General features: G+C 42.2%; 13 protein-coding genes and 2 pseudogenes. 2 read left to right on the top strand and 13 right to left on the bottom strand.

The annotated features are described in order from the left end of the window. Positions 1-775 precede the first annotated feature (775 nt). From AC0WRU_RS11580 to AC0WRU_RS11550, 7 genes are all read right to left on the bottom strand, one after another. Positions 776-1,126 carry an Asp23/Gls24 family envelope stress response protein gene (locus AC0WRU_RS11580; protein WP_476128391.1) on the bottom strand — a complete coding sequence of 117 codons (351 nt, stop codon included), beginning with the start codon at positions 1,124-1,126 and terminating at the stop codon, positions 776-778. 183 nt (positions 1,127-1,309) lie between these two features. Beyond that, on the bottom strand, positions 1,310-4,420 hold the full coding sequence (locus AC0WRU_RS11575; RefSeq protein ID WP_476128390.1) for an efflux RND transporter permease subunit: 3,111 nt from the start codon (positions 4,418-4,420) through the stop codon (positions 1,310-1,312). Continuing rightward, positions 4,417-5,841, bottom strand: a complete 1,425-nt coding sequence (locus AC0WRU_RS11570; protein ID WP_476128389.1) for an efflux RND transporter periplasmic adaptor subunit — start codon at positions 5,839-5,841, stop codon at positions 4,417-4,419. Before AC0WRU_RS11570 ends, AC0WRU_RS11575 begins: the two co-directional genes overlap by 4 nt. 167 nt (positions 5,842-6,008) lie before the next feature. Then, positions 6,009-6,659, bottom strand: coding sequence for a response regulator (locus AC0WRU_RS11565; protein WP_476128388.1), 651 nt, complete (start codon positions 6,657-6,659; stop codon positions 6,009-6,011). Continuing rightward, on the bottom strand, positions 6,656-7,888 hold the full coding sequence (locus AC0WRU_RS11560; RefSeq protein WP_476128387.1) for a sensor histidine kinase: 1,233 nt from the start codon (positions 7,886-7,888) through the stop codon (positions 6,656-6,658). Before AC0WRU_RS11560 ends, AC0WRU_RS11565 begins: the two co-directional genes overlap by 4 nt. Before the next feature lie 209 nt (positions 7,889-8,097). Continuing rightward, positions 8,098-9,189, bottom strand: coding sequence for an AI-2E family transporter (locus tag AC0WRU_RS11555; protein WP_476128386.1), 1,092 nt, complete (start codon positions 9,187-9,189; stop codon positions 8,098-8,100). 1,013 nt (positions 9,190-10,202) lie between these two features. After that, the gene (locus AC0WRU_RS11550) at positions 10,203-10,628 is read right to left on the bottom strand and encodes a hypothetical protein (RefSeq protein ID WP_476128385.1); all 426 of its coding nucleotides are present in this window, start codon (positions 10,626-10,628) and stop codon (positions 10,203-10,205) included. On the opposite strand from AC0WRU_RS11550, the pseudogene AC0WRU_RS11545 reads away from it, so the two are divergent. Continuing rightward, positions 10,618-10,935, top strand: a pseudogene (locus AC0WRU_RS11545) (LysR substrate-binding domain-containing protein); the annotation flags it as partial. The gene AC0WRU_RS11550 and the pseudogene AC0WRU_RS11545 overlap by 11 nt on opposite strands. A 353-nt stretch (positions 10,936-11,288) precedes the next feature. Further along, a complete protein-coding gene (locus AC0WRU_RS11540) occupies positions 11,289-13,451 on the top strand; it encodes an amidase (RefSeq protein WP_476128384.1) in 2,163 nt (720 codons plus the stop codon). A 560-nt stretch (positions 13,452-14,011) separates the two neighbouring features. On the opposite strand, the gene ppsA is transcribed toward AC0WRU_RS11540, so the two are convergent. The 6 genes and pseudogenes from ppsA to AC0WRU_RS11510 form a co-directional block, all read right to left on the bottom strand. Then, positions 14,012-16,624: a phosphoenolpyruvate synthase gene (ppsA, locus tag AC0WRU_RS11535; protein ID WP_476128383.1), complete on the bottom strand. Its 2,613-nt coding sequence runs from the start codon at positions 16,622-16,624 to the stop codon at positions 14,012-14,014. A gap of 302 nt (positions 16,625-16,926) precedes the next feature. Beyond that, positions 16,927-17,811, bottom strand: a pseudogene (locus AC0WRU_RS11530) (transposase). A gap of 261 nt (positions 17,812-18,072) precedes the next feature. Continuing rightward, entirely contained in the window at positions 18,073-19,641 is a 1,569-nt protein-coding gene (locus tag AC0WRU_RS11525) for a glycoside hydrolase family 32 protein (protein ID WP_476128624.1), read from the bottom strand. Positions 19,642-19,711: 70 nt separating this feature from the next. Continuing rightward, positions 19,712-21,331, bottom strand: a complete 1,620-nt coding sequence (locus AC0WRU_RS11520; RefSeq protein ID WP_476128382.1) for an ABC transporter substrate-binding protein — start codon at positions 21,329-21,331, stop codon at positions 19,712-19,714. Positions 21,332-21,349: 18 nt separating this feature from the next. Next, positions 21,350-22,231 carry a carbohydrate ABC transporter permease gene (locus tag AC0WRU_RS11515; RefSeq protein WP_476128381.1) on the bottom strand — a complete coding sequence of 294 codons (882 nt, stop codon included), beginning with the start codon at positions 22,229-22,231 and terminating at the stop codon, positions 21,350-21,352. A 14-nt stretch (positions 22,232-22,245) separates the two neighbouring features. Beyond that, a complete protein-coding gene (locus tag AC0WRU_RS11510) occupies positions 22,246-23,130 on the bottom strand; it encodes an ABC transporter permease (RefSeq protein ID WP_476128623.1) in 885 nt (294 codons plus the stop codon). Positions 23,131-23,148 lie beyond the last annotated feature (18 nt).

Raw genomic sequence — 23,148 nt, 5'->3', positions numbered from 1 at the left:
TTCGTATCTTACTCTTCTTCCCACGTGCCTCTCGGTAAGCGTTATAACCCTGAAGGCCACATCTATACATTCTTACTGCGTTAGGTTTTCTGCTACTAACATAAAGGGCGTAGGTCTCCAAAATGTCCTCCATCCGAGCTACAACTCGCTACTGGATTTGGCAGGAATGCACCACTGTTTTTTCAAGTGAGACTTAAGCTTTGTTTTTTTACGTTGTCCGAATCGTTTCCCCTCCCAGCGCGATAATTCGGGTTTCGATCTCGCCGATCACTTGCGAAGGGGCGTGCAGGCTTAATTTTGCTTTCAGCACTCCTCAAACTGATTTCAAAACCTGAGTATATATTATATTAAATGCATTATATTGCTTTTGCTCTCTACAGACAATAAAGTTGTGTACAAGTGAGTAAAATACAAATTCTTTTGCTTGTGTAAGCAGCTTGTATAAAGAACAATAACCAAAAAAATCCAAAAATTTCTTTCATCTATAGCATTTATTCACAGTCATCCAATGGTTCTGTACTATGATCTAAAAGGTTCTCACAGTTACCCGTAATTGTACGTAATAATTAACCTTAATACTCATAGCGTTCACTTTGTTTCTGTTCTTGAGTTCTTTCCCACTCTTGGATAGTCGGATTCTCGTGATATATAAAACTACTGGATCAGGAAATCTATTGATTAAGTTCATTGCAAATGTTGTCCACTGTAATTCATTATCAAGAGCAATATAAGGACTAATATAGAACGGGAATTTAGGTTTGAATCCTTCACAAAGTTAACGATTTTGAATAGCAATTCCCTCCACCCTCACGTTCACCACGACGATGGATAACCCTGTCATATTGATCACATCTTCCATTACATTTTGTTGTAATTTTCTGGTCACTTCATGGATAGGACATCCGTAATCAACGACAACTTTTAGATCAATAGTTGTTTCATCCGAGCTAATTTTTACTGAAATTCCTTTTTTAATATTTTTTTCATTCATACGTTTGTTTGCTTCTTTCGAAAACCCTCCGTAAATTGCTGAAATTCCTGGGGTCTTCAATGCGGCTACACCAGTAATTTGGGATACAACATCATCTGATATTAGAATGCGACCGTGCTGCTCGTTTTCAGTCATACGACTCTCTCCTTTGGCATCGTATAAAATTTGCTTTTACTGCTTTTGATTTTTAATATTTTTTTTCCTTACTGTTCATTGTAGTACACTCATATAAGAAAAAAATCGTACATTAGGGTAAGAGACTAATGTACGATCGGGTAGGTGCTCAAGCAAAGCTATGGCCTTACTCTTTTGTATCCGTTACAAAGACAATGAGCTATCGTTGTTTGTATGCATTTCTTTCTTATGCTTCCGTTTCAGCTTCAGTTGAGCTACAACCATATAAAGAGTCGGAACTACAAACAACGTTAAAATGGTTGAAAAAATCAGTCCGAATATAATGGTCGCTGCCAATGGCTTGAATAGAATTTCTCCCATCGTAGCAATCGGTATCATTCCGACGATCGCAGTTAGCGAGGTGAGCAAGATCGGACGGAAACGGGCAGAGCATGCCATTAAGATGGCTTCTGTTAATTCGGCGCCTTCACGCCGTGCATCTTCAATAAACTCGATCAATACAATACCATTACGCACGACGATACCGGCAAGGGAAATGATACCCATGATACTCATAAAGCCGATTGGCATACCTGTAATAAAGCTACCAAGCACTCCTCCTGCTGCTGCCAGGTACACAGTCGTCATTATAATGAGCGGTGTGGAAACCGAGTAAAACTGCATGGTGATCAAGAGCAGAATGAGAAAAACAACGATAACGGCTAATTTGCCCAAATCCTTAAACAAATCGGACTGCGTAGATGTTTCCCCGTCCATTTCCCAAGTGTACCCCGAATCGAAGTGTGTACTTGTAAGCTTGCTGCGGATGTCCTGGGTGAGCTCCGAAGCCGTACGCCCTTTTGCATTGGCTGTAATCGTTACCGTCCGTTCCAAATCATAGCGGTGGATTTGCTGAATGGAAAAGTCCGGTTTCATCGTGGCTAACTGGGATAACGGGATCTGCTCTCCTCCCGCATTAGTGACACTTAGCTGTTGGAATAACACCTCAGGATCATGGTTAGGTTTATCCATGTACATATTGATATCCAGCAGTTCCTTACCCGTGTCAAAGTCCGTGACCTTCACTCCGTCACCCATTAGCAACAAAGTGCGGGTTAAGTTGGAATAGTTGACCTGATATTTATCCAAGGCCTGCTGGTTGACTTGAAAATTCAAATTATAGCTTTGCATCCCCATATTATCGGTCACATCTACAGCTCCAGAAGTCCCCGCAACGATTTCTTTTATTTTTGTGGTCATCGTTTGCAGCTTACCAAGGTCTTCTCCTTTAATACGGACAGACACTGCACTGCCGACTGGGATACCTAATTGAGGAACACGTATACTTATTAATGCTGCTGGATATTTGGCTTGCAGCGTACTTGTCCAACTATCCACTGTTTTTTTGATATCAAAGACTCCCTCTTTACCAACAACAGCAAGTTGTCCGTGTACCGCGCCCACGGAGCCACTACCGGCTACTATATCGCTGTACATTTGAGGTGCTCCACCACCTGCCGTTCCTGCCAGATGTTCTGTTTCTGGCTGCTTTTTAACCCAGTTCTCAATCTCAGTTATAACCTGATTGGTTGCCTGCAACGACGTTCCTTCTGGCATCGTTACGTTGATTGTGGCATCCGGTTGGTCCGATTCAGGAAATAATTGAATGGGCACAATAGCAAGCAGTCCATAAGCTGCCGTACCAATCATAAGACCAATAAGCGCAGTGAAAAGTGGTCGACGCAGTATTCTCGGCATCCAGTTTTTAGCGTATACATTAGAGAGGGACTGAATTTGATTGCCAAGGAGCCCTGGAGGCTTGGTCGGTTTGCTACGTTCTCTACCTTTATGACGGTTATCGTACCATTGACGGAAAATAGGAATGATCGTAAGCGACATAATCATGGAGGCCAGCATCGTTAACGAAATAACGGTAGGGATCGGTTGAATAAAGTCTCCCATATTGCCCGGCAGAAATAAAAGCGGGGCAAATGCTGCAACTGTAGCCAGCGTGGCTGTAATGATCGATAAGGATACTTCCTTCGTTCCTTTAATTGCCGCCTCCGTAGCATCTTCCCCAAATTCAGAGCGTCGGCGTTCAATGTTGTCGTTTACCACAACGGCATCATCAACCAGTATCCCCAGTACGATGATTAATCCGATGACTGAAATTTGATTCAGTGTCGTTCCTGTCATCGGCAAGACAATAAAACCGATGGCAATAGAAACAGGGATAGCCAACGCCACGAATGCAGAGGTCAGCAAGTTTAAACCTAATGTACAAATCACAATAACCGATGCAATAGCAATCATCATCTCTTTGGACAGATTACCAAAGATTTCACTTACACGATCATTTTGAGCGAAGAGTAGTTCAAAATGTACATCTTTAGGTAAGCTACTCGCAAGCTCGTTGATTTTGGCTGTTGCCGCTTTGGATACCGTTGGTACGTCTGTGCCTGTATCTCCACTCAAACTGATTGAAATAGCAGGCTTGGTATTCACATACGTATAACTCTCCGTTTTTTTAAAAACAAGCGAGGCTGCACCTATATCCTTCAAGGATATAGGGAACCCTTCTTCGTTGCTTGAAATCTGAACGTTATTTAAAACATTGGGATCAGTTGAAGCATCTACCGTCAACTGATACGTACGCTGATTGAAATCCAGACTTCCTGTAGGTACTCTATCGTTTTCATTTTTAATGGCTTGAACGACCTGTTCCCAGGAGATGTCGTATTGCTGCATTTTTTGAGTGTTCAGGCTTATCCGTACTTCTTGTTCTGGAATTCCTTGAATATTAACTTTTGAAATACCTGAGACCGTTTTTAATTGATCTTTCCATTTAATCATCAATTCATTTAACGAGTATAGATTCTCAGCTTTATCAGAAGTGATTGCGTATGACCCGATGAAGGAGCCTGCCATACTATCATTGATAATGGGCTGCATCGCATCGTCCGGAAGCTCAGATTGTGCATCTTGTACTTTTGTACGAAGATCGGCCCACACTTTTTTCGGATCTGCCTCATCCAAAGCTTCTATACTTATACTGGATTGGCCTTTAGAGGAAGTGGAAGAAATCGTTTTGACACCTTGCACTTCTTTGATTTTCTGTTCCAATATCTTCGTAATGGTTTGTTCGATTCTTTCAGGTGAGGCCCCTGGATACACGGTTGTAACACTGGCTGACATAGGAATAACGTCAGGCATCTCCTGTTTAGGTAACGATGCAAAGTTGTAAATCCCTAGCAAAATGCACATGCCAAAGAAAATAAGTGTGATTTTCTGTTTTTTAACGATATATTTAATCATTCGGACGACTCCTCCGATTTCACAAGTACATCATTCCCAATTAAATCACCATTAAATAGGGTTCCTGCACCTTGCGTAACGATTTGATCGCCTGCCTGTAGCCCAGAGACAACTTCGAGCTGATTATTAGTCACTTTCCCCAGTTTAATCGCTGTTTTAACGGCCTTTCCATTTACAGCTTTAAAGACATACGGGTCATTTCCCGTACTAATTACAGCCTCTACGGGCACTAAAAGCGCTTCGTTTTGATTCATGCTTTTGGATGCACTAATGACTTGACCAGGCTTCCAATTCAGTTCAGGATTGGGAATGCTAACTTCCACATTGATGCTTCCCGTTTTGGAGTTAGTCGATGGATAGATCTGAGTAACGGTCCCTGTTCTAATTTCATTATAAAGTGATATATTTACTTTTTGGTTTTTCTTCCACGATAGGATTTCGCTGTCCGGTACGGGAAGAAGTACTTTTAAAGTGCTGATATTTCCGATAATAAACGCTTCACTTCCGCTGGAGCCCAACTGCCCATCAGATATCTTTTTCTCAATCACAACACCAGCTATAGGGGATGTTAATGTGGTTTTCTTAAGCGCCAAAGCCGATTGCTCATAAGCGACCAATGCATCCTTGTAGGAAGCCTGAGCCTGAGCTTTACTGGCTAGCCCTTGTTGCTGAGTAGCCCTAGCCGATTCCAACCCTGCCCTAGCCTGATCTACACCATCCGAAGCTTGTGCACGCTGTTCCTGGGAAGCCCCTGCAAGCAAAAGGGACAATTGCTCTTGCGCATCACTCAAACTTTTTTGTGCGTTGGTTAATTCAAGCTGCGCATTCTCATTTTCCGTTAATGATACAGCCCCTGCCTGAAATAGGCTTTGCGTCCTAGCGGCATCTGCCTTTTTCTTGTTATAGGTATTGGTAGCCGCCGTAACTGCATTTTGCGCCTGTACAATTTCCTGTTTTTTGGCACCGTTGTTTAATTCCCGTAATTTGGATTGGGCTGAATTAATCTGGGATTGTGCAGTATGAATACTCGCCTGTGCCGATTGAACAGAAGCGTCTGCTTGACTAACACCGGCTTTCGCCTGATCCATAGCTGCCTTGGCCCTCGCAAGCTGCAGTTGATAAGTGGATGTGTCCAATTTCGCGAGGACTGTCCCTTTATGTACCTGATCCCCTACTTCAACCGTTGTATTTAAAATACGTCCATCCGCTTCAAAGGAAACCGCAGTTTGATTGCTTGCCTGCAATGTTCCCGCCAAATTAAATTCATTAGCCAAAGGCTGCATCTTTACTTTTTGAATTTGTACCGGCTGACCAGATTTTGCAGTAGTATCCTCCGAAGCGCTCGAGCAACCGGAAACCACCATGGCGAGGGTTATTCCCGTGATTAGCATTTTGATTCGTGTTCTATTCAACAATTTCATCCTCCTTGACTTACTTCTAAGCGGTTACCAGCAATCTACGAGATTAACTGGATTCTTTCTCTTTTCATGGTACAACAGTTAACAAAAAAAAAAATCGTACATAAGGGCAAGCACCTCATGTACGTTTGGGCAAATCCGAAATAAATATATGTTTTTATTCACCAATTTTAAAGATGCAGAATGCCTCGTTCCAAAGACACGGCTACCGCTTCGGATCGGGAATCGACACCGAGCTTGTTGTAAATGTTCGTTAAATGTGCTTTCACCGTCCGCTCCGAAATCCCCATGTCGAACGCAATTTCCTTGCTCCTAAGTCCCTGTGCAACAGATTGTAATATGTTCTTTTCTTTCTCGGTCAGGATTGAAGTATCTTCATGCAACTCACTCTTGACCTCTTTCTCACTTGTTTTAGCAAAAACTCTTGCTGTAATTTCCGGCTGAAGAAGTGTCTCTCCTCTTAAAGCGGATTCAATAGTCCGAAACAAATTTTCACGGCTGGTATCTTTTAATAAATAGCCTTTCGCCCCCAAGGAGAGTCCCTGAATCATTAAATCATCCTCGTTATAGGTAGTCAGGATAATAACTGGTGTGTCATTTTGTCTTTCTTTTAAAGCTTTCATTGTCTCCAACCCGCTCATTTGAGGCATATATAAATCCATTAGGATGACATCCGGCTGAAGTTCCTCAATCAGGGTAAGAGCTGTCGCCCCATCTTCGGCTTCACCCACAACCTCGTAGCTGTCATTTGTCTCTAGAACAAGCTTTAGCCCTTCTCTAACCACCCAATGATCATCTACGATTAGTATTTTAAATTTCATGCTATGTCTCCTTTGGTAAGAGGTGCCTCCACTTTAATAGACGTACCTTCTTGAGCTGTGCTGTTGATCTGTATTGTTCCACCCAGTAGACGCGCACGCTCATGAATGCCTATGAGTCCGTAATGTCCTGATCGTCTGGCAATGAGATCTGGATTAAATCCTTTTCCATCATCACGGACCACCATAGTAATTTTATCTTGTTGATCCAAAATATTAATCCATACGTTCTTGGCATAAGAATGCTTGCCTACGTTCGTTAGACATTCACTTATGATGTGTAGCCCATGCTCAATCAACAACCTGGATACCGAGGATTTAATCTTGATGTCCAGTACTGTTCGAATGCCGGTAGCCATTGTAAAACGCTGCGCTTCTTCCCGGACTGCATCCGCAAAGTCCACTTCCGAAGCCGATTTTGAACGCAGGTTATCTATAGCACGTCGTGAGTCAGCCAAAGCCTTGCGTGCCTGGGACATGGACTGCTGAACGATTTCGTGGGCTCTCTGTGAGCTGCCTTGTGTCAGATGAGCATCTACGGCTTCCAACTGCATAATCAGGCCAGCAAGACCTTGAGCCAGTGTGTCATGCAGGTCCCGCGCCATGCGTTGCCGCTCGTTGGCTAACGTAAGCTCCTCCACTTTTTGATGTGCAAGCTCCAGCTCATTGAGAAAGTTTTGGGTACGAATCCGCGCATTGACTTGTTTGTAGAAAAGAATAGAATATGCAGCTACGATAATAACGATAAGAATGAGCAACCCAATAAACAGCACGGAGTTCTCACCATCGCGATGCCATATCATAGCAAGACAAAAAAGAAGATAGAAACCAAAAAACACCAATACAACTTTTTTTGTTTGATAATATATACCTATGCTTTGACCAATTAAAATCGGGATTAATCCAACCAGTACAATTGGGAAACTGGCAGGAAGAAGAAAAGCGCTTGAAAAGATAATTCCGGCTTGAATAATAAAATAAATCCATGAACCATAATGTAGAACTTTACGAACATGCCAGTACAAAAGTACATGCAAAGTTATTGCCAGAGAGAACAATAGACTTCGAAATGGTAATGGTGTAGATATATTTTGAATAACCATTCCTTCGATAAAGATGAAAACGATCCATAATATAATCGGAACTCTGGAAATATTAAGTCGATCACTTTCTCCATCGTAGATCTTTAAGTCTACATCTTCTTGGTCTTGTTCATTGGATTGTTTGCCCATAGTCCACCTCTAACTTATATGCGTACAAAAAAGCATTATATTTATATTTTATCATTTTGTACCTTTTTTTAAAAATAAGTAAGACTATTTCTCAATATTTCTCAAGCCATTTTACAAAATGATGAAGTTAAAAAAACGTACACATGGGCGAGAACGTGTGTACGTTTGGGCAAAAAATGAATTTTAGTATGCTAAATAGTCAATATCAATCATAAATGTCCCCATTTTTCTCTGTAAAAAAGCAAGTACACCTTACTGACTATTACTTTAATAATCATATAAAAAGGGATAGCCAGCACTATTCCTGTAATTCCTGCTAAATCCCCACCAATCAGCACAAGAATAATCACTGTCAAAGGGTGAACATCAAGTTGCTTACCGAATACATAAGGAGAAATGATATTGTCCTGTATCTGCTGGGCCAAAAGAATAACGATAAGTGACCAGATTGCCACAGACGGAGACTGAATAAAGCCAATAATAACAATAGGGATCGATGATAGAATAGCACCTACAAAAGGAATGAAATTCATAATCACCGCAACGACGGTTAATAACAATGCATATGGCAGTCCTATCAAAAGAAATCCTAAGTACATTAACACACCAAGCGCCAAGTTAATAAGTACCCTTCCCACGATAAAGCTGCTAAGCGCGCTATCAATATCATCCAAAACCTCATTTGCAGCGATTAGAAAGCGTTTAGGAACAAAACTGACCAATTTGCGACCGAATTCCCCCCCTTCCTTCAGCATATAAAAAAGGATTAAAGGGAACGTAAACAATGCGATTGTAACATTGGAAACAAGACCAAACAAACCGGTTACATAATCCGTAACTAATAAGAAACCTTTGTTCAAGTATTCGGTTAGGTGTGACAGTGGATTAACGTCGCCCGGAAAAATGGAAGAAAGTGCACCATTCTGTTCTAATTCATGAACCTTATTACTTAATGCACTAAATAGACTGGGTGCATTCTCCACGAGGTTGATCATTTGATTACGTATGGAAGGCCAAATACCTACAATAAAGAGAGCTAAAATGACTGCAATGGCGAAATAAATGAGTATGATCGCAAGAGAACGGTTTAACTTGTGTCTCTCCAGTAAATCTACCAATGGGCGCAGAAGATAATAGAAAAAAACAGACAGCATTAATGGCAATAACACAACGCTGATTAACGAAGCTATCGGTATAAATAAAAAATCGACTAGTGTGCACAAATATATAATGATGAGAACAAAAATGATACCCATACACCATTTAAAAAACTTGTTTATTTGTGGAGAGTGATTAGGCATTAAAAATAATCCCTCCTGCCTTCGCATTTTTAATGAACAATTTTAACTTCTTCAACTGACCACACCCTCTAACATAATAAAAAGAAAATTTCCATTATTAACACCCTGCTAATTTACTTTGGTTCCCCCTATTCATCTTAAATGGAATACTGAAATAAAAAATCGTACATAAGGGCATAAACCTTATGTACGATTGGGCAAATTATTTAAAATTTTTGCAAGGTTCTCGGAAGGTCTCTATCTTTAGATGGATGCTTAAGCATATCTTTTCTCAGCAAACTCATTAGAGATTTGTTGAGGCATTTTTCCTCATAATCCAGAAAATCATATTCATTACCAACAAAATTTCCAGAAACTAGGCAATCTTTATTGATCGCACTTGCAGGCTATGTGGTTGTGTCCTTTTAAGAAGGAGCTTCGTGCGAAGCTTTCTAAGTTTCTTTATTGGGTCAAGGAGCAATTAGAAATAACAGTCCTCTTGGCAGATTCTGCTTCTTACTCTGATGAAGTTGATAATCTCGGAGTATTAATTGAATTAGCAACTAACGGGGAATTTAGCGAATTCTCAGATGAAAAATTTGTTCAATTATTGAAACCTGATAATCAGGTAACTATTTAAACCAGGCACAGTGGACAGATTCTTACGCCTTTCAGCACTGCAAAGCAATAGCCCTTACTCACTTTTAATGAGATTGCTCCGTGGTCGTCTTTTGAGTTCCGCTAATTTTCCAATGATACGAAAACACCCGATACGGTTGTGAGCCGACCGGGTGATACGTGTCTTGGTAGAAAAATGTTACTTTAATTAGTTTTGGGGGCCAAGTTCAGATACGGGTGAAGGTCAACTCCAGTCTCACTGTGGTTATCTCTGAGACTAGGTTTAAGGTCCAACTTTGTGTCATTTCCCTTTTAAGGGATAAATATATGTCTGGTAAAAAAAGCACCTGAAGAGTTGCATTCTGAAGACGGTAACCAATTGTACTGGTTGTTCATAACCCCCTCAAGGATAGAGACTATCCGATGCTTAATGAATGAAAAAAATGATTTAGATGGTCGGCAAACGATTTAGGATTTTCCATAGCGGCGAAATGACCGCCTTTATTCGCTTTCTCCCAGTAAGTAATATTATAAACGCGTTCTACCCAGCTTCGGGGAGGCGTGGGCAGCTCCTTGGGAAATAAGGAAACCCCTGTTGGAACAGTAACACGCTGACCTTCGGTGAAATGCAGTGGCATTTTGGTACCTTCAGTATATATTCGTATGGAAGAAGCAATTGAATTGGTAAACCAGTAAATCGATATGTTGGTGAGGATATGATCAAGTGAAAAAGACCTTTCCATATCTCCGTCACAGTCACTCCAACCTTGAAATTTTTGCTTCGTCGCTATACCTCGTGGCTGCAAGTCTAAATCATAGAAAAAGAGTCGATATCGGACCATGTTTGAAAGATATCTTGTAAAGCATGATATTGATCCATTTCAAACCATGGAGTTATGGAGTATAGAGGCGATTAAACAAACCGTTATGAGTGGGCTTGGATTTTCTTTTTTGCCTTATATTACAGTTAAAGAAGACGTGGATAGAGGAAAACTTAAAGTTGTAAGTCATTCCGAAAAGTTCGATCCGATATACTCCCATATGCTGATTAAAAAGAAAAAGTGGCTATCTCCAACAGTGAAAGCTTTCTCTGAACTTGTCATAAAGTCGATCCGTGAAACGGATAACGAGATCGAAAGATCAAGATGACCACCATTTGTTGGATAATTGGTATTATCTACTCGAATCGTAATATTCTTTTTGCCATTGGCTGCATGAGATGTCGTACCAGGTAATGAAATGACATCTGAGTAATGGTATTCGGAGGACAGTAAATAAACGGCCTTCATGCCGGATCATTCAAAAGAGGCCGTTTTTTTCACGTGTAACATCGCTGATCCCTTTTCGCTAAACTCCGTTTGTTATGATTGTCCATTACAAAAATTGACATTTCACATGAAAATAAGTAGTATAATTAGAAACAATTATACTGTAAAAGAGGCCTTTTCTCATTCCCCTCTATTCAATTCCTGATCCTACCTATTTTAAGGAGTGAAAATGCTATGTGTGCACGAACGCTAAAAGCGAATACAAGGTATGTAATCGGTAACTATTGCAAATGGATCGCAGTTGGTATGATTTTAACTTTCACGGGATGCCCGCTTGCATCCGCCGCTCCTTCACCCTCATCCTCTAGTAAAACTAGTGAACCCACGTCCTCCCTAGTTACATTTCAATTGCAAGAGGCTACGATTGCTCAAATGCAGGAAGCGATGAAGTCAGGGGCACTGTCAAGTGTCGAGCTCACCGCCCTGTACCTTAACCGGGTATATGCCTATGATTCTAGTGGCATTCGGCTGAATTCCATCCCTGTTCTGAACCCCGACGTACTGAAAGAAGCCGCTCAGGCTGATCAACTAAGGGCACAAGGTATTAAAACCGGGCCTCTGCAAGGCATCCCCTACACGGTTAAAGACAGCTACAAGGTTAAGGGACTCACTGTCGCCTCTGGATCTCCGGCTTTCAAAAACCTGATGGCAAAGGACGATGCCTTTACAGTAGAGAAGATACGCAAATCCGGTGGGGTGCTCATTGGTAAAACCAACATGCCGCCAATGGCAGCAGGGGGAATGCAAAGAGGCGTTTATGGCCGTGCTGAAAGTCCGTACAATTCAGATTATTTGGCTGCAGCCTGGTACTCTGGCTCCTCTAACGGATCTGGCGTATCAACAGCCGCCAACCTCGCTGCCTTCGGTATGGGGGAAGAAACGGTATCCTCTGGAAGATCACCAGCATCTAACAATGGTTTAATTGCCTACACGCCATCGCGGGGCCTAATCTCCATTCGGGGGAATTGGCCGCTCTTCCCTATACGGGATGTCGTTGTCCCACATACGAGGACTGTCGAGGACATGCTCCGCTTGCTTGACGTGATCGTTGTAGAGGATAAGATCACCAAGGGCGATTTCTGGCGAGAACAGAAAGCCGTTCGGCTCCCTTCTGTCAACAGTGTCCGTCCCAAATCCTATTTAGAGCTGCGAGACATTCAAGCTTTGAAAGGCAAACGCATTGGCGTTCCGAAAATCTATATCGGTAAGGACCATGAAACCACAACTCCGATCAAATTCAGACCTTCGATACAGGCATTATGGGAAAAAGCTGTAAAGGATTTAACTGCTCTTGGAGCTGAGGTTGTGGAAGTTGACTTCCCCTTGCAGGCGAACAGCGAGAAGGACCGGGCAACAGCGAAAACACCTGAGGAACGTGGTTTGATGCCGGCAAAGTGGGTTGAAAAGGAATTCGGGTTGCTTAATCCTTATGTAACTGAGGAATTCCTTAAGAGTGTGGGCGATCCGAATTTCCCGTCATGGGCTAATATCGACCCTGCAACCGTCTTCCCGAATCCGCCCGGTTCGGTAGATGCCAAACGTGGCAGAGACCTTGGCCACTATGACGTATTCATTGAAACCATAAAAAAAGGCGTCACCCCTTACGAACAAATTCCTCAGTTTCATGAAGGACTACAGGGGCTTGAAAATGTACGAAAGATTGATTTTGAAAATTGGATGAAGCAAAACAACCTTGATTTTATTACATTCCCGGCAAATTCGAATATCGGCAAAGCTGACTCCGATGTGAATGAAACGTCCTATGAGGAGGCTTGGGAGAATGGCAACTATTTCTCCAATACGAATTTCATTCTACGCGAGTACGGGATTCCAAGTGTATCTGTGAGTATGGGCGCTATGAAGGATACCGGTATGCCCGTTAATCTGACGATGGCAGGTGCCGCATACAGCGATAATGACCTGCTTCGTTACGCTTATTCCTATGAGCAGGCGACCAAAAACCGTCCTATTGCAGCACGCACGCCAGCGCTTGAGGATGAAACCTTTTCCTATAACCCGCAAACTGCTCTCCCACCCTCTAAACGTAAGGAAACAGGAGCCCCTGCACTTAAGTTGAATGCTTCGATCAAGGACGATGTTCTCGCTTTGGAAGGTTCAGTCACAGATCAAAGCGATATCGCACAGCTTAAAGTTTATGTCAATGGCATTCGTGTCGTTACTACAGAAGATAAAGCCAATTGGTCAGCAACGCTTCCAACTACTAAATACAAACAGGGTGGTACCTCCCAAGCCGATACGCTGCATATTCTCGTGCTGGCCAAAGATATTTACGGAAATACCTCTGCTCAAGTCAAGTCTGTCACTTTACCCCAATGACGAAGGACATCATAAAACTCACTATAATTGCGGGTTCCCTGACCGTAAGGTTCTCATTAGGGAAGCTATCGCTGCAGCTGGCCTGAGCGACGGGATAGTTGAGCTTGACGGGCTGGAGGTTGGTCAGATGAAGCTGCAACTTCCAGCTCTTTAAATTCCAATGCAACTTGGTATGCTTTAGCCTTGCTGTCTTGTTCATTGAACTATCGTTTCTCGATAGCTCAATCACTATTTGGATATTTGTTGAATAGGAACTCTAATATATCTTTCAAATAATCTTCGGAGAGGCTATGTATAAATCATTGTGTTGTTTTGAGAATAATATTATTATGCTTCATTGAACTACATAGAATCGCAGCAAGGGAAACCGTCGATAACTCATAAAGGCTCCTGATTATTGTTAAAGTACACCCCCAAATTAAAATCATTTGATTTTTTTTGGGGTGCTTTGTGTCATGGGTAGATAAAAGGACGAACAGGGTAACCGCCCTTTTATCCATGACAGGTTGCATTTAATGCCGTCCATTATGATAAAGGCTCTTACTTGACGCATTCAGCCATCACAATATTTCGATATACCCTTCTGTTCCATGCACGCGAATTCGTTGTCCATCTTTTATCAGTTTGGTAGCATTTTCCACCCCGACAACTGCTGGTAAGCCATATTCACGTGCGATAACGGCTCCATGGGTCATCAGTCCACCAACTTCGGTGACTAGGCCTTTTATGGATACAAACAATGGTGTCCAGCTAGGGTCAGTAAAGGAGGTGACTAATATATCTCCATCTTCTAGATCAGCATCTTCCATGTTTAAGATGACACGTGCTCGTCCCTCTATAAGTCCGGAAGAAACAGGTAGACCTACAATAGCTTCGGCTGGGAGGTTTTCTCGTTTGTACTCACCCGTAATGATTTCACCGTCAGACGTGATAACACGTGGTGGAGTTAGTTTTTCATATAATTTGTACTCGTCTTTTCGTTTGCTAATGATCTGGTAATCTAGTTTATTTGTGCGTACGACTTCGTGAAGTTCTTCAAAAGTGAGATAGTATATATCTTCTTTTTCATGAATAACGCCCGTTTGTACGAGTTGTTCGGCTTCTTTCAGTAAAGCCTGCTTATAAACGAAGTAGCGATTAATCAATCCATATTTTGGATATTCACGATAACCGATAAAATTCCGTATGAGGTCGATCATTCGTTTTGTTTCTTTGGCTTTTTGTTCACCATCCGGTAATTGCTTCAATCGATCTAATAACTCTTGTTCTTTTTTCAAAGCTTCCTGTCGCCCTTGCTCAAATTTCCGATGGCTAGCATTAGGCTCAAAGTTTTTGATATTACTAAGAATCATGGGGACAAGTGTAATTGGTTTTTCACTCCAACGAGTTCTCGAAATATCGATTTCACCGGCACATCGCATTCCGTATTTGTTGAGATAAGCATAGAGAGCGTCTTGAGTTTCCTGTCCACCATCGAACTTAACCAGTTCATCCAAAAAATTATCATCTTTTACATGTTGTAAATAATCAATTACTTCCGGATAAGGACGAATCACATCTGCGACATCCAATAGCGCCAGACCCATTTCCGAAGTAATGTTGTTTGGTACAGATTGAGAAAGTGTATCTGCTGCGTTTTTTTCACCTAACCACTCGTACATTTTTTCATTGATCCATGACGAAGCATTCATAGCAGTCATAAAAACCTTTGAACTTTGTGGGTCAAATAAGATCTTCTTTAATTCCTGGAGATCTTCCAGAATAAAATCAAATAAATCTGCTCCTGATTTCGTTTGGATGTTTTGTTTTAATTCTTCTATCGATGTTTGACTGTTCTTAATCAAATCAGAAACGATTGCCGGATCGTTTTCGATTTGTGCTTGAAAACCTGCAGACGACAACCCTTTATTGCTTTTACCGGGACTCCGTTCTTTTTTATCATTTGGTAACGATTTTATAAAATCTCGCTTGATTATGGTCATAAATGCGTCTTTTATGAGCGGATCGGATTGGCCCAGGGTATTTAAGAAAGTTTCTCTGCTGACAGGTGAAGCCAGCATAGGTGTAACATCAACAAACAACCTTCCACCGGCTTTACGCATGGGTGCAGGAGTTATTAACAGGTAAAAAGACAATCCCAATGGTTTTATCGGGTCAGTCATCATTTGTTGATGACCGACAGATACATAAACGTGATTTTCTTGATCATTCGATTCAGGGATCGGGTATAAAGTCGTGATTGGCCGACTCTGGACAATATAAAATGTATCATCAACCAAACACCATTCGATGTCCTGGGGGTAACCAAAATAAGCTTCGATCTGTCTTCCGATGCGTGCCAGTTGTAAAATTTGTTGTTCAGTAAGTGTTTGAATCTTTTGCTGATCAGGATCGATCTGCTTTGTCTCTGTTCCGCCTTCTTTTCGTCCATAGATAGCCAATTTTTTGGTTGCTATCCTCTTATCGACGATTTGCCCTTCCTGTACTTTATAACAATCGGCAGATACCAAGCCAGAGACCAGTGCTTCTCCAAGTCCAAAACTGGCATCGATTGATAGCAGCTTTCGGTTAGAAGTAATTGGATCAGCGGTAAATAAAATCCCTGAAGCCTGTGGGAAAACCATCCTTTGAACGATAACGGATAAATAAACTTGACTGTGGTCAAATCCGTTTTGCATACGGTAGATTACCGCGCGATCCGTAAATAGAGAAGCCCAACATTTGCTAATATGCTGCAAGATCGCTTCTTTGCCAATGATATTTAAATAGGTGTCTTGTTGTCCAGCAAAAGAGGCATGTGGTAAATCTTCAGCAGTCGCACTAGAACGCACTGCATAAGCATGTTCATCACCAAACTGGGAGAGATAGTGAGTAACTGCTTTCACAACATCGGAAGGAATTTCTACTTCCATAATGATTTGTCGAATCTTCCTGCTGATTTCACCAATTTGATCTCGATCTTCTACTTTTAGCATGGTTAGTCGATCCAACAAAGTATGATACGTTTCGTTTTGTTCGATGGCTTTTTGATATCCCACTGTTGTAACACAAAATCCTTCTGGTACTTGTACTCCTTCAATTTTTGATAATTCCCCTAAATTTAATCCTTTTCCGCCAACGAGCAAAAGCTGCGCTTTTTCCATTTCCTGAAAACCGAGAACCAAAGAACTCATTCAATATCTCTCCTAACCATTAAATTGAGAAAAAACATTTGACAAGAGTTTACCGGCATGGTACAATTAAAGTGTAAGATGCAATAATTATGTCAATTTAAAATGTAAAATTCGTAATCTGATTATATCATCGTGTCTGTTTATATGCAATATAAAAGAACCTGATAAAACTACGAGGCCACAAAAACTTGTGTTTTTCTGGTGAATAACCATAAAGGACAAAACAAAAGACGACCCTTATCCAGATATTTGGATAAAAGGTCGTTTTTTTGCTGTTCCAGAAGGTCTATGGATCCGTTATTTTATTTCATCAGTTTCAATATTCTCTTTAGGTTTACAGTGAAAATGGCCATGGCACCTTGTACTCCATGCCAATTAGACCCGAGGAAGACGCTACGTCATACCCGTGTCTGTGTTTAAGCTCGCTGTTCTTTGCTTCGATTTTGTAGCGTTCTTTGGCTTTCTCCTTGAAGTACTCATTTTCTTGAAATGCCATTTGTTCGGTATGCTCGGCAGATTTAATACTCACGGAATAGGTTTTGCTTTTTGCTCCTTCTTTGCAGCACCCTTCTCGGAGTGGACATCTTTTGCACTTCTCTATATCGAAGTAGTACGTATCCGTTTGATTTGCGCCGACCCTTTTTTTGCCGATTCGCGCTTTCCGGATTGCGATGTGGCCAGCCTTGCAAACATACATGCCAGCATCTTTATTGAAGAGGAACTCATCTTCTTTTTTTCGGGCACCTTGAGTGATGAGCGGGTTCAATTTGGCGAGTTGTTCAAGGTCATCTGCGACGGCTTCTTTTAACAAATTAAGCGGTTCTGTTAACTTGGGCAGCGCACAGACACCGCCTTCTGCTTCAATGACATCCATAAGCTTCTGGCAGTAAGCGATTTCATCCTTCAGCACATCGCTCGTATTCTTCGGCGGGAACTTGGCTTTGAGGGATTCGTCGACTTTATAGACAGCCTTTGAAAATCGCTTTTATGAGAAGGTACTTGAACATCCGAGTAGGATCGACCGCATTTCTACCGTTGTCCAGACAATAGTTTACGTTCAATTCATCATATACAAACGAGAAGTCAACGAACTCGTTGATTTGCCGAAGTATATTATCCTTGGGAATCACCTGATTATACAGTTCGATATACGAGCTTAAAATTATCGTTTGTTGCTGTTGAATCATGGTAGACACCTTCTCCCCTTGGATGTTTTCATTATACAGAAAAAGACGCAGTTTCTCCAAATTTCTGGAGTGACTGCACCTTTCTCACATCACAGGGACTTTTTCAGTGGCCTCTAAAACTACCCAGGTTTTTTTTGGATTTCCCCGCTTTTCCACAATAAAAAGCCGCTAATCTTCACGTTTCTAATTAGCGGCTTAAAAAATACTAATATTGCTACTTGAGGTGTAAATGAAGTTATCAATGGTAACTATAACTAACGTCTAGACAGTCTCATTTCCCCAAATACTTACCAGATCATTGATTTGAAGCGACAGAACCCTTAGTTCTCCACCAATGGCATAGAGTTCTAGATCTCTACTTTCCATGTCAGGGAAAATCAAATCTGAAATGATTGTTTTCCCATTATTGCCGAAGACCTCGACACTTGACCAATCTACGTAAATGCTCAACTGTATTCGTCCATGCTCTGGCTTCATAGGGGCCTTGTGTATTGCTGTGAAATCGGAATGAAAATCAATGGCGCTCGACTTCGTCCGATCAACAAACAACTCCCCATTCGAGATATTATATCCAATAATCGTCTCCTGATTGGAAGACTTCCGCACTTTGAACCCGAATTCCACAGCAGTACTGATTTCAAATTCTGCAATAATTTCTGCCTTTGTAGCAGAAATATCAGACAACACGTTCATACCTGGCTTAATCGTCAAGTCTTGCAGAGACAAAATCGGTTTTCTAAGCTGACTTAATTCACTTATCGGTGCTTGGATTAGGCGAAGTCCCTCCGGATAAGTCCTAAGCTGTAGCTCACGGGGAATTGACATCTTGCCACGCCATTCCTCTGAAGGTAGCGTGGTACCATAACGCCAATTGTTCATCCAGCCGACCCATAGCTTTCGACCGTCCTCGTTTGGAATGCCATTCCAGGTCACGGCCGCGTAAAAGTCTGATCCGTAGTCTACCCATTTGATAGTATCGTAAGATTCCAACGTTTCATCCAGAGTAAATGCCTTACCGTCAAAGTTGCCTATGAAATACATCATGCCAGAACCACCTGCCGGTGGTTCCGAATCGTCTGGATTCACACCATTTCTATCCCCGACGCTTAGCATCAGGATCCACTTCGAGGTATTAGGATCCTCATCCACTTGGATTTGAAATATATCAGGACATTCAAATATCCCTCGGTGGATATGCGGAATGTCGGAACCGAATTCGCTTGCAAAAGACCATTCTTTAAGGTTTGGAGATGTGTAAAATTCTACACGGTCTCTTACGGCAAGGACCATGATCCACATCGACGATTCATCATGCCAAAACACCTTCGGATCACGAAAGTCTAGCGTTTCCGTTGGGAATAAAACCGGGTTACCTTCATATTTTGTCCAGGTTCGACCTTTATCCTTGCTGTAAGCAATGCTTTGCACCTGCGGCTTGCCGGGCCGAGTCCTGTTGCCCTCATTCGTATAAATGGCAACCAAGCCTGTTCCTTCTTCGTTGAAAAATCCGCTTGTATTGTGCTTATCCACCACCGCGCTTCCCGAGAAGATCGCTCCGTCCTCTCCAGGCGGAATTGCAGGTGGGAGTTCGTCCCAATGCAGTAGATCCTTGCTTACCGCATGCCCCCAATGCATGCGGCCAAAGTCTGGCTGCGTATCATGGGGCGTATGCTGGTAGAACAGGTGGTACTCTCCTTCATAATAAACCAAGCCGTTGGGATCGTTCATCCAATTTTTCTCAGGTGAATAATGAAATTGAGGCCTGTATGTCTCCCTATAATAACTGTTTCGTGATCCTTTTCTGCTGCTATTGTCATTCGTTAGGTGCATGTCTTTAATGGTACCCACTCTCCTTTTGATTGATAAGGTATTTAACGGCCCCTACCACCTTTTTTATGTTTCAGCCTTGATCTTTAAGATATCTGTCATAGCCTTTTTGTTTGATTTCCAGCCATTTGTCCAGTCCAAGTCTGGTAAGCTCGGCCTTATAATCCGCCCATTCTTCTTCCACTTTGCCCGTTTTGATCCATTCCGCCCGTTTGCGGTTAACGTAAGCAAACAAATCGGTTTCAAGTGTGGAGATCTGCTTCTGATCCTCCAGTGAGAAGAAGACTTTCGGGAAATTATGGTCAGCCTTCATATAAGGAACAAGTCTTTCCTTTATGAGCTCGAGCCGCCCCACTGCATCGTCGGGCTTGGTCGTCACGGTTCCGTAATACTCATCAAGAACGGCCAATGGACCACCGATATTCGTTTTTTGCCGCAGCTCGACAGGGGCAGTTCCCTTAAGCGGAAGATGCTTCAGCATATGACTCGCTTCATCGTATTTAAAAATGTTCTGCTGAGTTTTGTCGCCGTAGGTGCCCCAGTTGTCCTGTACGGACTGGATAGGATCATACAGCTGGTCAATCCATTTTGCCGTAAGCTCAAGATTTTTGTTGTCACTGGTAATCACCATTCTCCCCCGGTCAAAGCCGAGATTGTTCGTGCGGGTCACATTGACTTTACCGCTTGGCCCCGCGAGCGGATTCATCAATTCATATTTATCGTTGTCTCCTGAAATATTCGCCTTATCCCATTGAAAGTAGAGACCATATTTTTCACTCTGGCCTTTGGCCAGATACGTATTATAATCCTGCTCGAAAGACTCCTCGTCGATCAGGTTCAGTTTATATAGCTCATTAAGGTATTTAATCCCGTCTTTATAACCGTCCTGATCGGCGGTGAAGACCACTTTCCCTTCATTGGTCACTACAGTATGATCGCCGTTGTCCCCAAGACCAAATGATCCGAACAGAAAATTCAGGTCCTCATTGCCGTTATTGAGTATAAAGGACAGCGGGATTTCATCCGCTTGGCCATTTCCGTTAGGGTCGCCATTTTTAAATGCAAGCAGAACTTTTTTTAAATCCTCAGTAGTTTTTGGCATTTTAAGTCCCAGCTTTTTCAGCCACTCCACATTGATCCATGGCATGTCGTTTACAGAATGAATGCTCTCCTTCTCAGAACCCAGCTCTTCAATCCAAGGAAAGGCATAAATGTGCCCGTCCTGTGCGGTTATCATGGATCTGTACTCAGGTGCTTCCTTCAATACCTTCTGAAGATTCGGCATATATTTTTGAATCAAATCCTCTAAAGGGACAATGGTTCCATCCTTTCCGAGGTTCAACAAATCGTAATCGGAATATCCGGCATCCAGTATGGCATCTGGAAGATCTCCGCTGGCAACAGCCAGGTTTCTTTTTTCAATGAAGGAATCGGAGGTGAAGTTGGTAAAATCGATATGCACACCTGTTTTTTCTTCCAGTCTTTTATAAATCAGCTTTTCATTTGGATCGGAAGGTGCCAGCGGCGAGCTTTGAGTCATAAAATGCAAGGTAACTTTCTCTTTAAGCGGCAGAGTGACATTTTCCAGTTTGTAATCTTCGGATGCAGCAGAATTATTTCCTGAACCGCCGCATCCAGCAAGCAGCGAAGTAGAAAGTACCAGCACGGACAAGGTTAGTAATGTTTTTTTCATCTCTATTCCCCCGATTTGTTATTTGATCGAACCTACCATGACACCCTTTTCGAAATACTTTTGGAAGAATGGATACATAACAATTAAAGGCAAACTTGATATGACAATGGCAGAGTATTTAATCATTTCGGACAATTTTTTAAGCTCCGCTTGCGCCAGCGCATCGGCAATCATACCGGGCTGAACCTGATTCTGTATCAAAATGGAGCGCAGCACCAGTTGAAGCGGAAACAGCTTCGGATCATCCAGATAAATCATGGCGTCGAAATAAGAATTCCACTGTCCGACAAAAGCGTATAAAGCTAGAACAAAAATAATAGGCTTCGACAACGGCAAGACGATTTTAAAGAAAATACTGAGCTCAGAAGCTCCGTCTATACTTGCTGCCTGGAACAGCTCTTTGGGAAGCCCCTGGAAATAAGTCTTTGCCAGAATAATATTGAATACGCTGATCGAGCCGGGCAGAATAATGGCCCACACCGTATTCAACATACCTAAATCCTTAATCACCAGATAGGTTGGAATCAGACCGCCACCGAAAAACATCGTAATCAGGAAAAAGATCATAATGGGCCGTTTCCCAACCAGCCCTTCAATCGCAAGCGGGTAAGCAGCGAAGACGGAAAAAAATACAGTTGCGAACGCAAAGGCTGCTGAATAAAAAATGGCATTAATAAAACCGCGGATCATGGCACCGTTGCTTAGGATTTTGGCATATCCCGTGAGTGTCCAGTCTGATGATGTAATGGCAAACCCTTTGGTAATCAGAGTATTTGGAGTTAAAAAGGACGAAAGCACCACATAAATCAGCGGTAACAGAATAGCGAGAACAAACAAACCAAGCAGAATATAATTGATGATGATCAGAATCCGGTCCTTCCCGGTGTAATGAATATCCATAAATACCTCCTTCTTTAATACAGCCCTTCCCCTTCGTTCAGCTTCTTGACGACGGTATTTACGAAAATCAGCAGGACCACATTAATCACGGAATTGAACAACCCGATTGCCGTAGAATAAGCATAATCGCCGGATTGCAACCCCACCTTGTATACATAAGTCGCGATGATTTCCGAGGTTGGCGTGTTCAGAGCCGTCTGCATCAGGTAAGCCTTTTCATAGCCGATCGACATGATGCCTCCTGCAGCGAGAATGAATAGGACGGCCATGACGGGTTTGAGAGTTGGCAGATCAATGTGCAAGATTCTCTTCATCAAAGAAGCTCCATCAATTGTTGCAGCGTCATGCAGCTGCGGGTCCACATTGGCCAAGGTGGCCACATAAATGATAGAGGACCAGCCAGCGGTTTGCCATATACCGGACAAAATATATACCGTTCGGAAATAGGCGGGATCAGTCATAAAAGAAATCGGCTTGCCGGTGAAGGTTGTTACCATAGCGTTCACTATTCCAGTCGGCGATAGAAAAACAAACAGCATGCCGGCAACAACAACAACCGAGATGAAGTTAGGTGCGTATACAATAAGCTGAATATTCTTCTTGAACTTCGCTCCTCTGATCAGATTTAGCATCAAAGCCAGAATGATGGGTACTGGGAAACCGAGAATAAGACCGTAAGCGCTTAATTTAAGCGTATTCATTAAAATGTCATAAAAATTTGGCGACGAAAGAAACCGCTGGAAATGTTCGAATCCAATCCATTCGCTACCCATGATTCCTTTTCTTGGACTGAAATTTTTAAACGCAATGATCGAGCCGTACATGGGAACATACTTGAAAATGACGGTAAGAATTATGGACGGAACCAGAAACAAATACAATATATAATTTCGAACCATATAACTTAGCCAATGGTT

It is taken from the genome of Paenibacillus sp. 1-8 (assembly GCF_056316205.1).
This window is presented reverse-complemented; position numbering and strand designations above follow the sequence as displayed.